Genomic DNA, 13,285 nt, shown 5'->3' with positions numbered 1-13,285 from the left:
ACAGGCAATCTTGCGGCAGGTTTGCGTCCGACGCGACCCTTCAACCAATAGTCATATCGTATTTTTGATCTGGGTTGATTAAAGAATAGACACTGATTTTATAGAGAGTGGCGGCCGAAGATACTATTTCGGCCTTTTCTTCAATTTTAAAGGTTGAGTAGTTTCTTTCAGCAACCTGGCATTAGAATGGGTTATAGCCACACTATCAAACGCCTATGTAATATAAACCATTGTTCTTTAGTTTCGATTTACAGCATGGAAACTCGTCACATTAATCGGTTTAGTCAGAGTTATAATGGTAAGATAATCCGTTTTAGAATGTTAGTCTCCGTATTCTTTAACACTGGGTTCATGGCACATCAATTTTATATACATTTGTATGTTTTTAAAAAATAGTTACTCAGTACGAGTAACTCCTTTTTAAGTTGAAAAAATGTGCAGCAAGTTTATACTTTTCGCCCACTTAGAACTTTTCGTCCACTCAGATCGGCTTTTCATCCACTCAGGACCTCTTTTCGTCCACTCAGCATAACTTTCCGTCCACTCAGCAGAAAATCACCATTATATTACAAATTGAATGCGCATGCTTGCTGAAACAGACGCTCCCATTATAGTTGTCAGCTTGGAAATTCTTCTTTTTCAATTAAACAAGTTAGAAACCCCTATAATTAGATGATCAAAAGTCAACTAACTAAAAAAAACGCAAAGCGCCTTCTAGTCCGGCGCCGGAAGGACGAAAGACGAACGTTTCGTCTTTCTGACCCCATAAAAGGGCCCACTGCTGGCGCTTGAGCTAGACAGTGCTACTCCAAGTTCAAAGGTGAACTATATAAAACATATACTTTCTTATTTCGTGAAAAAGCCAAGCACGATGATACTTCATCTATTTGGCTTTTTAAGTTTACTCCTAAAAAGAGACGTTCCTTCTAGATTTACTTGAAAAAGGATTTTATTTTATTGCTGACAGAATCTATCTATATCGTTTAATTTGTGCAATTTGTTCAGTTGGGATATTCAATAGCTCCTTACATTCCACTTCATTTTCTTCCATATACTTCTTTACTAGATAATATCCAATACAGTAACCTAACATTTTGGGGTAAGATTGTAATCCATACATAATTTCGTGATGCTTACGATCGGTCCATGTTTTATTTCTATATGGGCGCACTAGGGTAATCCACATTCTCTCTAGCTCTTCCTCTGTGTAATAGGATGTCCAAGTAGCTATAAATTTTTCCCCAAACCTTTCACGGACTGTGTTTTCAGCTAATCCCTCCAAAATAATTGTGTCTAATAATACATAATTCTCTTCTTTTTTTATGTGTTGGGAGAGGCGGCAAACATGATTAAATTCATGTGTAAACAACGCCTTTATTTCCTTTTCTGCGTTATCCCGCGAAATAAATAAGAACAGTTTATCACTGTAGGCTAGACCTGATTTCCCATTAAAATCCTGTATCAGTTTTAGATTTTTTGTATCTGAAGGGAATATATAAACAGGGACATCTGGTCCTCCCCACATCTCTTGAAGATGTAGCCGTTCGTTTTCCACCATTTCCCACACTTTATTTTTCTGTAATCTTTTCACTGCTTTTTTACCATTCTTAGTCGGACGATACATTCCGTGTAAATTTAGGTGATTGTAGATTTCCGGAGCTTGAGCACCATTGAATTGAGCCTTTATCTTTTCACATATTTCAAGTGGTTTGTCATATAAATCTAGTAACCACTTATCTGTTCTAATAACGCTCATTTCTGACCCTCCTTACACTTCTCATCTGACATACAATATGCAAGTAATTAATAAACGTTACGAAACATTCTCAAACACTTTTAATGAAGTGTTTAGTATGCAATATTTTCAAAGATTGCCCTATTATGAGTATCTTGTTTGAATACTATATAACATACATTATTATATGGGAGGTGTTATGTTTATGTTTTTTGGCAGACCAGTAAGGCCGTATCAACAATACCAGCCTTATCGACCTTATTATCCTTACCAACAACAACCTTATCAGCCGTATCAACCACAAGCTTATCGACCTTATCAACCTAAACCTCAATCTCAGCCTCAGCCTCAGCCTCAGCCTCAGCCTCAGCCTCAGCCTTATAGCAATTATCAACCCTATGGATACGGACCTATTGAAGGTCCTCAAACACCAACACGGTCAGATTTTTTATCCAACTTTAAAACGCCTGAAGGAAAATATGATTTTAATAAAATTTCAGGAACAGCTCAACAAGTCATGTCAGCTTACAACCAGGTAAGTCCTTTAATCGCAAAATTCATTAAAAGATAAAAATGCGTTTCCCAACCTCTTTCATAGAGCAGTTTGTAAGACTTTTTATTTCTATTCTAAAAGGAGATGCACAGGTAAATGACGATTAGAAAGGCTAATTACAAGGAGACCAGTGAAATATTAAGTCACTCTAGGGAAGTATTAGAAGAAGCAACTATGGGCTTTGTTACACTAGGGATAGATAATTCTGACCAAATAGCCCCTCCGTTTTTATCCGATAATGGATATTATCTTGTTCACATTGATCATGATGTTATCCATGGATGGATTGGTGTGGAAAAGGTAGTAGACTATTATACTCATGAAACGGTAGGGATCATCTCAGAAGTTTATGTCCTACCCCCTTACCGAGGAAAGTCAATCGCAAAGAAATTATGTAAAAAAGCAATCAAGCACTTCAAAGAAGAAGGCCATAAAAAGGTTCAATTGAATGTTTATTCAGGGAACCATGCGAAATATCTATATCAAAAACTTGGTTTTCAAGATGTATCTACATTGATGGAGAAACCTTTGGATCTTTAGACAGGTGTATTGTATCAATTATTCTTGCTACTATTCACAGGTGGACTAATACTTAGTAGTAAATTCCTGATTTTCGAGAACGCTGTAAAAGGACTTGGGTTCAAATAATACGTTAAAGAGGAGGTATTTGTGGTTTAATAAAAGATATCATGAACAAGGAGTTTAACGTAAATGGAAGCTTTACTAGCTTATTTAAATTTGATCCCTCTTCCGCTTACGCTCTTAATAAGTATTTGCATAAGCATTGTCATCTCAGTATCCGGCGTTATTCCAAGTGTCTTTCTGACGGCGATAAATTTAACGCTATTTGGTTTTTGGGGTGGACTTTATGTGTCTCTTATTGGGGAAATTATCGGAAGTTTGGTTGCGTTTTGGTTGTACCGTAAAGGGTTTCGGAAGTTTGTAAATGCTCGTTCTAAACACTCTCCCCGTGCGCAAAAATTATTGCGTGCATCTCCTAGAGAAGCCTTTTTATTTGTCATTGGATTACGACTGATGCCCTTTGTGCCTTCAGGAATTGTTACCCTTTATGCTGCAGTTGGAACGATGAGTTTTTGGTCGTTTGCAGTGGCCAGTAGTATAGGAAAAGTACCTGCTTTAGTAATGGAGGTTTCTGCAACTTATGCAGCCGTTAAGTGGACAGGCTTTGGAAACTTTATCATCTTTGCGCTAGCACTTTCCTTGCTCAGTGTGGTTTGGATGAAGATGAAAAAATCCTCAGAAATGAATATACATTTAGACGACGAACTTTAACATACATAAAAAAGTTCGGATTGCCACAACGATTTGATTGATTAATCGACCCGCAAAGCCTACTGTATATGATAAGATGAAAAAAATTTACTACAAAGAGGTAAGGTGTATCTTATGAAGAGCTATCAATTTCTTGTTACTTTAAATAATGTGAAACCAAAAGTATGGCGCCGTTTTTTAGTACCTACAACATTTGACTTTTTTGAATTACATTCTGTTATCCAAATATCTGTTGGATGGACGAACAGTCATTTGTTTAATTTTTTAATCGCTGATTCAACCAACAACAAAACGATTGAGTTGGTTGCAGATGAGGAGTCGGTTGAAGAAAATTTTGGAATGATACAACATTATATGAAAAATCCTCCCGAAAAAGGATCTTTTGATGAGAAGATGTACCAAAGGCTAATCCGCATCCAATTATTGCTAGCAAGAGATGTAACTTTGAGTCAATACGTAGTCGAATTTCCTGAGTTTAGCTACATGTATGATTTTGGTGATGGCTGGGAGCATGAAATAGTGATGGAAAAAGTAGTAGAAGACTACAACCATGATTACCCACAAGTCCTTGAAGGCAAAGGTACTTGTCCTCCCGAAGATGTTGGAGGCCCACCAGGTTACGATGAGTTTAAGCGTGTCATAAAAGATAAAGAAGACCCAGAACATGCTCACATGAACGCATGGGGAAAAGAACAAGGATATAAAAAATTTAACTTAGCAAAGGTGAATGCATCCTTGATGGAAGAATGGGTTTAGAACATCCTGCTCGCGTTTCAACCATAAAGGAATTAACTGCTCGAATTCGAATGCTTTATAAAATAGTATTTTGTGTTGAACAGTGTGATGCTTTAGAGAGTATTCTATATTGTTAGTATTCGCTGCAATTCTAGCTAGTTCTTCTTTCAAAATGGAGCGTAGCGAGATCAAAACTATTCAAAATCCAATCCATTCAATGGGAGCCATTTTGCTATTTGCATCATGGTTCTTTTCTGTTGGAGACGGTTACTTTAAGTTATACCTTTCATCAAGTTAACTTGGGTGTGAGTTGTGTGATTGATGAAACCTTTTTGAACGAAGAAAAAATTTAAATAGTGTCTCCTTAGCCTAGTTGACTTGCAATGGATACGGTAGTTAGCGATTTCTTCTTTAAAACAGTAGCGCAGCGCAAACAAAACCATCCAAATTCCTAATTGGCTCTTTTCTGTTGGAGGAGGTTACTTTAAGTTATGCGTTTCACTAATTAACTTGGGTGTGAGTTGAGTTTGATATAAAACTCTATTTTTACTTAAATACTTCAGTTAATCTTTTTGCAAACAGATAAATCTTAAAAATCTTCTTATTAAAACAAGGAAACTATTGGATTTTATTCCCATTCTCATTGTTTTGAGGCAACTTTTGCTTTGATTCGGGCAACTTTTCTATGTGATTGGGGCAACTAACCAATTACCTCCTAATTATCGTGTTCTAACTCATTGAGAATAGCGATACGAAAAAGAAAGAAGCTAATCACCTATATCTGGTGATTAGCTTCTTTCTCTGTTTCCTTCGCGCGAGCCGGAAGTTACTTTTTAAGATTATATGTTGGGCTAGTAGAAAGTATGACTTGTCCTTGCCAGGCTAACCTGCTAACCTGGATAGAACGAAATTACTAAGGGTTATTAATCTTTATGCGACCGGCTGTTTCTCGTAAATTGGAACCCATCCTTCTGATGTAACAAAGATTCGAACCGCTACGACTTTACGGTCCTCCATTAGCGTAAAGAAGTGTCGCACGTTTTCAGGAACTGAGATTAAATCTCCTGGTTGTAGTTCGACATCAAAGAATTCGCCATCTTCCGATTGGATCACGAAAATTCCATGTCCACTGACAATAAAACGTACTTCGTCATCCTCGTGGTGGTGTTCTTGTTGGAAACTCTTTAATAGTTGCTCTAAGTTTGGTGTTGATTCAGAAAGTGAGATTACATCTGCTTGTTGATAGTTACGACGCTCAGATATATCGGCAATTTCAACGCCAAATGCTGATAGTATTTGTTGTTTTTCTTCATCAGTTAAATTGAATTTTTCACAAAGCTCTGTTGGAAGTTTTTCGATGTCCCATTTTTCATAAATTACTTCATTACTATTTAAAAAATTTATTACTGCTTGTTCTTCTTCGATGCGCTCGTTCGATGAATGTTTACGAATGTATGCCACGTTAAAAACTCCCCACTATATTTTTTATTGTTGCCATTTTAACTTGATATGAAAATAGAAATTCCCATGCTTCCAAGAATTTTTTCGTTTCAAATGCATCTTTTCCCCACACCGTAATCCCGTGATTTTCAATGAGAATCGCTCCAGAGTCTCCGGTTACATAACGATCAAATTGTTCAGCAAGTGTTGGGATATGCGCAATATTTGGGATGATTGGGATACTTACTTTGGCATCTTGCTCCCATGAACCGAGAGCTTTGAGTATTTCATTTCCCGTAAATTCAATATGAGTTTCATTTTTATACAGTTGTGTAATCACATTATTGTCTATGGTATGCACATGAAGGACGCAGCCCGCGTTTGTTTTGTTATAAATTTTAGCGTGCAACAATGTTTCAGCAGAAGGCTTTGACGGTGTGTCCTCTAACTTTTCGCCATTTGAATCGACTAACAAAAAGTCATGATTAGTAATTTTTCGCTTATCTTTCCCAGATGCAGTTACAAGAAATGTAACTGGTTCATTGGAAACTTTAATCGATAAATTACCACTTGTACCAAAAAACCAGTCGCGATCGGCAAGTTCTTTTTTAATAGATGAAAGTTCGCTCCAACGCGAAAAGTAGTTGCTCATGTGTGTACCTCCAATTGCTTTAAAATATCAATCACGTCTGTAAATGTTTCAAATGGCTCATAAGGGATGTCGAGTTCCTGACATTTTTCAATTAAGAAGTCTCTCGCAATTACTTTGTCTGCTAGTGTTGCAGCTTGTAAGTCGGTAATGGAATCACCGATAACAATTTTAAACGTGTTATCGTCACTGAGTTTGCGAATGATAGATGGCTTACAACAACCACAGTTATTAGAACATAACTCATCACAAGTATGTGGCCATATAATTGAAATGGTATCGCCTGAGAAATCTGCTATATTACAATAAATATGGTCTTCAGTAATGGTATCTTTTAGTAAAGGTTTTACGAAAAAATCAATGCCTCCCGATACGATAAAGAGAGGAATATTTTGCGTCTTTGTATAAGCTACAAAATCTTTAAACCCTTCTCGAATTTGAGCTTGGTCCAGAACAAATTGTGTGATTTGCTTTGTTTGCTTAGTGGACAGTAAATTAAACAGTTGCGTAACACCTTGTTGGATGGAGATATGTTGTCCAAGAATCTGATCTTTTATCTGCTCCCATTCGGGTGGTGCGAACTCTTTCATAATGGCCATTATGTTGTCTTTGCTTGTGATCGTGCCATCAAAGTCACAAAAAATAACAGGTTTTTTCATTAGACTTTGTTACCCCATAATTCGAGAGCTTGTCGAAGTTCTTCATTCGTTTGAGCAGCAACTGCTAGCGTATTGCCTGATAGAGTCGCATTGACTGCCTGCCTAAACGCCTTACCTCCTGCAGCTGAACCTGCTGGATGACCGTGTACTCCGCCCCCAGCATTGATTACTGAATCTATACCAAAATCTTCGATAAGCTGCGGCACCATTCCCGGGTGAATTCCGGCTGACGGCACAGGTAGTGTTGCTATCACGAAATCTGGTTTTTTCAATGATTCCACAATCTCGAGACACTCAGCTTTTTTAAGTGCTACACTGCCATACGGTGATGGAAATAATGAGAAATCTGCACCTGCAAATCGCAATAGTTTGCCTAGTGCTAGCTGGTTTGACAATCCATACCGTGGAGAAGGTGTGAATGCGCCAGATACTGCAGGATGCGCCATGATAGGAATAGCGATTTCACTGTCTTCCGCTAAACTTTGAAGCGTATCAAGTCCGTATGCATAGACATTAAATAACAACATATCAGCCCCAAGCTCGGTTGCGCGTCTCGCTTTGTCTCGTAAATCAAATGTACGTCCTGTTAAATTGACAGCGTAACGAGTACGATGGCCAGTTTCTGTGTACACATTTTGAAGAACTTCTCGACCTTTAATAATGCGATCTTCAAAAGGAGTTAAGTCATTGTCAAATAAAATTTCATCATCTTTTACAAAATCCACACCACCACGTGCTTGTTGTTCAAGTTGTTTTAGTAAAAAAGGTAAATCTTTCCCTATTATTCCTTTGAAAATACTCATAACAAATGGTCTCTCTTGCACACCAGTCAAATGACGAATTCCTTCTATTCCAAACTTCGGTCCCGAAAAGTGAGCAGCTAGTTCTTGACTAAACTCCAAATCAATTAGTTTAATTTCCCCATCAAGAGACAACTTGCCAAATGTCGTCGTTAAAATTGCCGGCAAGTCTGGGCTAAAATTTGCAATTGGGTAAGCAATTCGGATAATTCCTTTTGTGCTATGTGCTAATGGTGCTTCATTGTCGTCACTTAGTGATTGGACGGAAACGACGCGACCTTTATGTTTCTTTAATTGTTGTTGTTCGAGTTGTGGTAAATCAGTCCATGATCCAACTGTTAAGCCTAGAGCTATGCCTTCTGCTTTTTTCTCTAGGTGATTCTCTCCTACGCTATGAACTAAATAAGTAGCAATTACTTCACTCAAAATCTTCACCTCTTTACTAAAAATAAAAAAACCTCTTCACAAAAAAGAAGAGGTTAGTAAGAACTAACATCCTCTTATCTGTCAGCTACTGCTGCAAGAATTAGCACCGTGCTTACTCGCGTAAGTCGGTTGCCGGGTTTCATAGGGCTAGTTCCCTCCACCTGCTCTTGATAAGAAAAATGTAGATATGTCGTTTTTAAAATAGTAATTGAATTATGTCATCATTTTATTCTGTTGTCAACATAACTTTTACAACAATCAGAATTAACCAAATTGGCTAATTGCCCTGCGAAGGCGTACGATTGAATGGAATATAAATCCAATTCACTGGAGGTCAATTATATGAGATTACTAGACAAAGTCGCGATTGTTACAGGTGGAGCGAGTGGAATTGTTGAATTTACTGTACGTGAAATGGGTAAACAAGGTGCAAAAGTGGTCATTGCCGATTTTGATGATACTCGTGGCATAAAACTGGCTGAAGAATTGGGTAAACAGGTCTCTTTCATACATGTGGACGTTTCGAAGGAAGACGAAGTCGAAGCAATGGTAAATCACACTGTTGAGATGTTTGGCAAGGTCGATATATTATTTAGTAACGCTGGGGTCGGGTCACTCGGTCCTACTCATGAGTTAGCACTTGAAGATTGGAATAGAACCATTTCTATTAATCTATCTGGCGTATTTTTATGTGCCAAATATGCGTTAAAAGAAATGGTCAAGCAAGGCAGTGGTAGTATCATTAACTGCGCATCAATCTTAGGTCACGTAGGACAAACTGAGACCGCTTCTTATACAGCTGCAAAGGGCGGAGTGGTGAACATGACGCGTGCACTTGCTGTGGAATATGCATCTCAAGGCATCCGTGTAAATGCTGTATGTCCAGGATATATCAAAACCCCGTTGCTAGATCAATTGGATGACGCAATGATCCAACATTTAGCATCACTGCATCCACTTGGACGTTTAGGTGAATCTCAAGAAGTTGCTAACGCAGTCGTGTTCTTGGCTTCGGACGAAGCGAGTTTCATTACTGGTGCAAATTTGATGGTTGATGGCGGATACACAGCTCAATAACGAGTTTTTATTTAATAACTTAAAGAAAAAACACAGTATCGACTTTGGGTTCCTGATCGGCTTCGGACGGCAAACCTACTGCTCTATAACCTGAAGAAAGAAAAAGACGAGCGAAGTTTCACTTCGCTCGCCTTTTTCTTTTAGTCTTGGAAAATGCACTATTTTACTGTCTGCATGGAATTTACCCTTTTCAAGATACTAGTTTTAATCCAACAGCCGCTCCAAGAACCATCAGAATAAATAGAATACGGAGTTTTGTTTTTGATTCACCATACAACACCATACCTAGAATCGCACCACCAGATGCGCCAATTCCTGTCCATACTGCATAAGCTGTGCCCATTGGAAGTGTTTCCATAGCGAATGCTAGAAATAAAAAGCTTGCGCCAAAACTTGCAAGCAATCCAGTGATAGACTTCCAATTACGATTTTTATGTACTTGATGGATCATTACAACCCCTGTCATTTCAAATAGTCCCGCTACGATGAGAGATAACCAAGCCATTATGGTTCCACCTCTCCCTCATTTTTTGTCACCAGCTTAAGTCCTAACACACCACCAAGTAATACCATGATTAACGCTATCTTGATCATGCTAAAATCTTCACCAAAAAACAAAATGTCAGCAAGGACTGTCCCCGCTGTCCCGAGACCCACGAACACTGCGTATACTGTACCCACAGGTAATGTTTTCCCAGTCATAATAATTAAATAGAAACTCACTACTATTGCAATTGCCGTAGCTATCCATGTCCAAGCATCATCTGCATGTTTTAGTCCAATAACCCAAGACACTTCAAAAAATGAAGCAAACAATACTTTTACCCATTCTTTATTCATTCTGTTCATCCTTTACCAATAAAAATAAGCCTGAGAAGACACGTATCATACCTTATCTCCCAGGTTTTTATCCGTCCGTGTATCTTTGCATAAGCAAAGTGTTTTCTCTCGGACCAGACCAAACCGGTTGTCTGCGGAACCCTAGAAAACTGAATCGCCATCATAAATGGATGGCTTTATGAAATTAATAAGTGAATGGCTAGAATAGTACAATATATGCAGTTTAGTCAATCGATAAGTTCATACTTGATTGATTAGATCTATTTCAACTCTTGTATTTTTTGCCAACAAATGGCATTATATTATTTAATAGAGCAAATATGCATGAATGAAATAGAATAATAGATCTGATAAACTTTCTATATAGTAAGAGATGATGAAACGATTGCAACGATCTCTCAAGTTGTGTGAAACCGGGGTTGCATTGATGGGGCAATTTATAGAATAGGAAAAAGGAGTGTATCGCAGTGAAATACTTAACAAATAAGTTTATTATTTTGGTCATATCTGCAGTCATCTTTATCTTTTTTTATCAATTACTTGGCTTTTTTGGAGATACTCTAATCCCCATCTCTCCACTCGGAACCATGATTGGATTACTGATTCTCTTTCTTCTTATTCCAATCTCCTATTTATTAGCTCACGGAGTGGTAAAAGTCATTAAAGACATGTAGTGATGATTCCCTATAGGAACAATCTAAACTCTTGGTGCTACGACTGTTTCTACTAAACGCTTTACTAGCAGAATTTTTTTCTTGGTTTAAACTAATTCCATCTGAGTCGGCAGTTATTTGAATGCCCGGAAATACTGATTTTCTCATTTCTATGTACTAAAAAAATGCCGATGCATACTAAAGGCATCGGAATTTTAAAATAGGTTATTTATTTACAATAATTTCTAATTCAGTGATTGGTAGGTTTAAAATAGCTGCAATTTGCTCGATGCTTATTTCGGCTAATAACATCTTTTTAATGTTATTTTCTCTTTCTTGCTTCGTTCCTATTTCTATACCTTCTTCTTTACCTTCGTCTTTGCCTATTTCTTTACCTTCTTCTTTACCTATTTCTATGCCTATTTCTTTGCCTTCTTCTTTGCCTTCTTCAAAACCTTTTCTACGGCTCTCTTCCACAGCAACACGAGCATCTTCTTCAATTTGAATGCGCGTACGTTCTGTCCTTTCACTACTCATCGCATGATATCGGGCCAATTGATCCTGACTCAATCGTTGTACTTCATTGTACGCCTTACTAAATGTAGCATCTTCCATTGCAAGTGCCTCCTTCATTTTTTTATCCCCTTTAAGAAACAGTAACCATTTTTCAAGTTCTGTAGTTTCTTTAGATAGTTTCAAATTAAGTTTAGTTAATTCCAAAACATGCATCTCCATATGATGTGAATAGACAAAATGATCTTCCGTTTCTGTTAAATAAAACTTACTATGAAAATGCTCTTTTGGCAAGAAAGTAAAGTCCGTTACGGCTATTTGTATGGCTTTATTTAACTTGGAGAAAGGCAAACTTTTCCGATCTTGATTTGCATACATTTTCGCCCAGTACATAAGCATCCGTTCAGGGAAAGCATGGTGATTTTGAAGCTGGATTTCTATATTAATCATCACATTTTCATTGGTCATTACTCGAATATCCATTACCGAAGCTTTGTCATCTGCGTGATTCATTTCTAAATGTGGATCTACGAGAATAATCTCATTTATGTCAATTTCCAATATAGCTACCAGAAACTCTGTTAGTAGATCCTTATTCGTTTCCACTCCAAAAATTGATTTGAACACGAAGTCATTCCTTGTATCGAGCAATTCAAATCCCATTGATTCATACTCTTCCTTAACCATTAACACCATACTTTCCCCTCCACTCGTTTTATTAATTATAGAACAAATGTTCTTATTTAACTAGTAAAACCAATTCAAAATAGACTCTCTTTTCAAACTTTCAGATGCTTGATTCGGCCTGCCGCTGAAAAATGGATATTTTGCCTAGTGGAGGTAGTCCACTATTTTTAAACTTGGGATTGGTTTAGTGGTAAACTATTACTAGTATTTAGCGCTTGAAAAGAGGGTTTTTATGATTCGAACATTTGGCGTTACCGCTGATAGCCAATTAAAAATTGATTTTCCTTTAGAAGATCTACACAGCAATAAGTCCTTTGATTGGTATTGGGTAGATTTCGATCAGCCGACTTCTGACGAATGGGTATTACTCGATTCCTTCTTTCATTTCCATCCCCTTGCAATTGAAGATTGTTTACAACGTTTAGAGCGACCAAAAGTTGATTTTTACGATGGCTATCATTTTTTCGTTATCCATAGAATGAATGAAGATACTCTTGAGGCAGAGGAATTAAATTTATTCGTTGGGAAAAATTTTGTTGTGACGTTTCACCATACTACAGTCCCTGAATTAGATGTGGTCCGTCAAAAATTGCAGCGTGATGTTTCATTTTGGGAACGTGGAGCAGTTTACGCAATGTATCAAATTTTAGATAAAATAGTCGATGCTTATTTCCCTCTTGTATACAAAATTGAGGATCATTTAAACGAAATTGAAGATAAGATGACATTTGATATGAAGCACTTTTCAATGAGTAGCGTATTTGAAATGCGTAGTGACTTATTGTGGTTACGTCGGACAATTTTACCGATGCGTGATTTAATGTACCGCGTGTTGAACTCAAGTCGTTTTGACCTTCAACCTCACGAACAAACTTACTTTGCAGATATTTCAGACCACCTTATTAAACTCACGGAGATTGTGGAGTCCAATCGCGAGCTTACTGCGGATATTCGCGACAGCTACACGGCGATGAACTCAAACCAAATGAACCGCATAATGATGATCTTAACCATTGTATCCTCAATTTTTATTCCTTTAACATTTATCGCTGGTGTGTACGGGATGAATTTTCTATACATGCCTGAACTCACCATGAAGTATGGGTACTTCTTTGTGATTGGCGCCATGGTATTCATCGGGTTGTCCATGTTAGCTTGGTTCAAATTTAAAGGTTGGATGAATTTATTTAAACAATGAAAAGAGACCACTATCTGTAGCTACAGA

The 13,285-nt window shown here is 37.5% G+C and carries 15 protein-coding genes and 2 riboswitches; of the genes, 7 read left to right on the top strand and 8 right to left on the bottom strand.

Annotated elements, in window-relative coordinates; translation table 11 throughout:
- Window positions 1-970: 970 nt before the first annotated feature.
- A complete protein-coding gene (locus B371_RS0106365) occupies window positions 971-1,756 on the bottom strand; it encodes a DUF2268 domain-containing protein (protein ID WP_019413470.1) in 786 nt (261 codons plus the stop codon).
- Between the two features lie 184 nt (window positions 1,757-1,940).
- Between B371_RS0106365 and B371_RS21400 the strand changes: the two genes are divergently transcribed.
- From B371_RS21400 to B371_RS0106345, 4 genes are all read left to right on the top strand, one after another.
- The gene (locus B371_RS21400) at window positions 1,941-2,306 is read left to right on the top strand and encodes a YppG family protein (protein WP_019413469.1); all 366 of its coding nucleotides are present in this window, start codon (window positions 1,941-1,943) and stop codon (window positions 2,304-2,306) included.
- A 78-nt stretch (window positions 2,307-2,384) separates the two neighbouring features.
- Entirely contained in the window at window positions 2,385-2,828 is a 444-nt protein-coding gene (locus tag B371_RS0106355) for an N-acetyltransferase (RefSeq protein WP_019413468.1), read from the top strand.
- A 171-nt stretch (window positions 2,829-2,999) separates the two neighbouring features.
- On the top strand, window positions 3,000-3,581 hold the full coding sequence (locus B371_RS0106350; RefSeq protein WP_019413467.1) for a TVP38/TMEM64 family protein: 582 nt from the start codon (window positions 3,000-3,002) through the stop codon (window positions 3,579-3,581).
- 114 nt (window positions 3,582-3,695) lie between these two features.
- Window positions 3,696-4,337 carry a plasmid pRiA4b ORF-3 family protein gene (locus B371_RS0106345; RefSeq protein ID WP_019413466.1) on the top strand — a complete coding sequence of 214 codons (642 nt, stop codon included), beginning with the start codon at window positions 3,696-3,698 and terminating at the stop codon, window positions 4,335-4,337.
- A gap of 909 nt (window positions 4,338-5,246) precedes the next feature.
- On the opposite strand, the gene B371_RS0106335 is transcribed toward B371_RS0106345, so the two are convergent.
- Genes B371_RS0106335 through B371_RS0106320 form a run of 4 tightly spaced genes read right to left on the bottom strand, consistent with a single transcriptional unit; the run spans window position 5,247 to window position 8,290 of the window.
- Window positions 5,247-5,777, bottom strand: coding sequence for a cupin domain-containing protein (locus B371_RS0106335; RefSeq protein WP_019413464.1), 531 nt, complete (start codon window positions 5,775-5,777; stop codon window positions 5,247-5,249).
- Between the two features lies 1 nt (window position 5,778).
- On the bottom strand, window positions 5,779-6,408 hold the full coding sequence (locus B371_RS0106330) for a methylthioribulose 1-phosphate dehydratase (protein ID WP_019413463.1): 630 nt from the start codon (window positions 6,406-6,408) through the stop codon (window positions 5,779-5,781).
- Window positions 6,405-7,064 carry a 2-hydroxy-3-keto-5-methylthiopentenyl-1-phosphate phosphatase gene (locus B371_RS0106325; RefSeq protein WP_019413462.1) on the bottom strand — a complete coding sequence of 220 codons (660 nt, stop codon included), beginning with the start codon at window positions 7,062-7,064 and terminating at the stop codon, window positions 6,405-6,407. Before B371_RS0106325 ends, B371_RS0106330 begins: the two co-directional genes overlap by 4 nt.
- A complete protein-coding gene (locus tag B371_RS0106320; RefSeq protein WP_019413461.1) occupies window positions 7,064-8,290 on the bottom strand; it encodes a 2,3-diketo-5-methylthiopentyl-1-phosphate enolase in 1,227 nt (408 codons plus the stop codon). Before B371_RS0106320 ends, B371_RS0106325 begins: the two co-directional genes overlap by 1 nt.
- Window positions 8,291-8,361: 71 nt before the next feature.
- Window positions 8,362-8,467: riboswitch (SAM riboswitch) on the bottom strand.
- A 165-nt stretch (window positions 8,468-8,632) separates the two neighbouring features.
- Here B371_RS0106320 and B371_RS0106315 point away from each other — a divergent pair.
- Window positions 8,633-9,367 (top strand): SDR family NAD(P)-dependent oxidoreductase, encoded by a 735-nt coding sequence (locus tag B371_RS0106315; protein ID WP_019413460.1) that lies wholly within the window; start codon window positions 8,633-8,635, stop codon window positions 9,365-9,367.
- A 190-nt stretch (window positions 9,368-9,557) separates the two neighbouring features.
- On the opposite strand, the gene B371_RS0106310 is transcribed toward B371_RS0106315, so the two are convergent.
- Window positions 9,558-9,872, bottom strand: a complete 315-nt coding sequence (locus B371_RS0106310; protein WP_019413459.1) for a multidrug efflux SMR transporter — start codon at window positions 9,870-9,872, stop codon at window positions 9,558-9,560.
- Window positions 9,872-10,207, bottom strand: coding sequence for a multidrug efflux SMR transporter (locus tag B371_RS0106305; protein ID WP_019413458.1), 336 nt, complete (start codon window positions 10,205-10,207; stop codon window positions 9,872-9,874). Before B371_RS0106305 ends, B371_RS0106310 begins: the two co-directional genes overlap by 1 nt.
- A 54-nt stretch (window positions 10,208-10,261) precedes the next feature.
- Window positions 10,262-10,363, bottom strand: a riboswitch (guanidine-I (ykkC/yxkD leader).
- 311 nt (window positions 10,364-10,674) lie between these two features.
- On the opposite strand from B371_RS0106305, the gene B371_RS0106300 reads away from it, so the two are divergent.
- Window positions 10,675-10,881 (top strand): hypothetical protein, encoded by a 207-nt coding sequence (locus B371_RS0106300; RefSeq protein WP_019413457.1) that lies wholly within the window; start codon window positions 10,675-10,677, stop codon window positions 10,879-10,881.
- Window positions 10,882-11,085: 204 nt separating this feature from the next.
- On the opposite strand, the gene B371_RS0106295 is transcribed toward B371_RS0106300, so the two are convergent.
- A complete protein-coding gene (locus tag B371_RS0106295) occupies window positions 11,086-12,069 on the bottom strand; it encodes an Rpn family recombination-promoting nuclease/putative transposase (RefSeq protein WP_019413456.1) in 984 nt (327 codons plus the stop codon).
- Between the two features lie 223 nt (window positions 12,070-12,292).
- On the opposite strand from B371_RS0106295, the gene corA reads away from it, so the two are divergent.
- Window positions 12,293-13,258, top strand: a complete 966-nt coding sequence (gene corA / locus B371_RS0106290; RefSeq protein WP_019413455.1) for a magnesium/cobalt transporter CorA — start codon at window positions 12,293-12,295, stop codon at window positions 13,256-13,258.
- The last annotated feature ends 27 nt before the right edge of the window (window positions 13,259-13,285 follow it).

It is taken from the genome of Paenisporosarcina sp. TG20, assembly GCF_000286315.1.
GTDB lineage: Bacteria > Bacillota > Bacilli > Bacillales_A > Planococcaceae > Paenisporosarcina.
The sequence above is the reverse complement of the archived record's forward strand: the minus strand, read 5'-3'. Positions and strand labels throughout refer to the sequence as shown.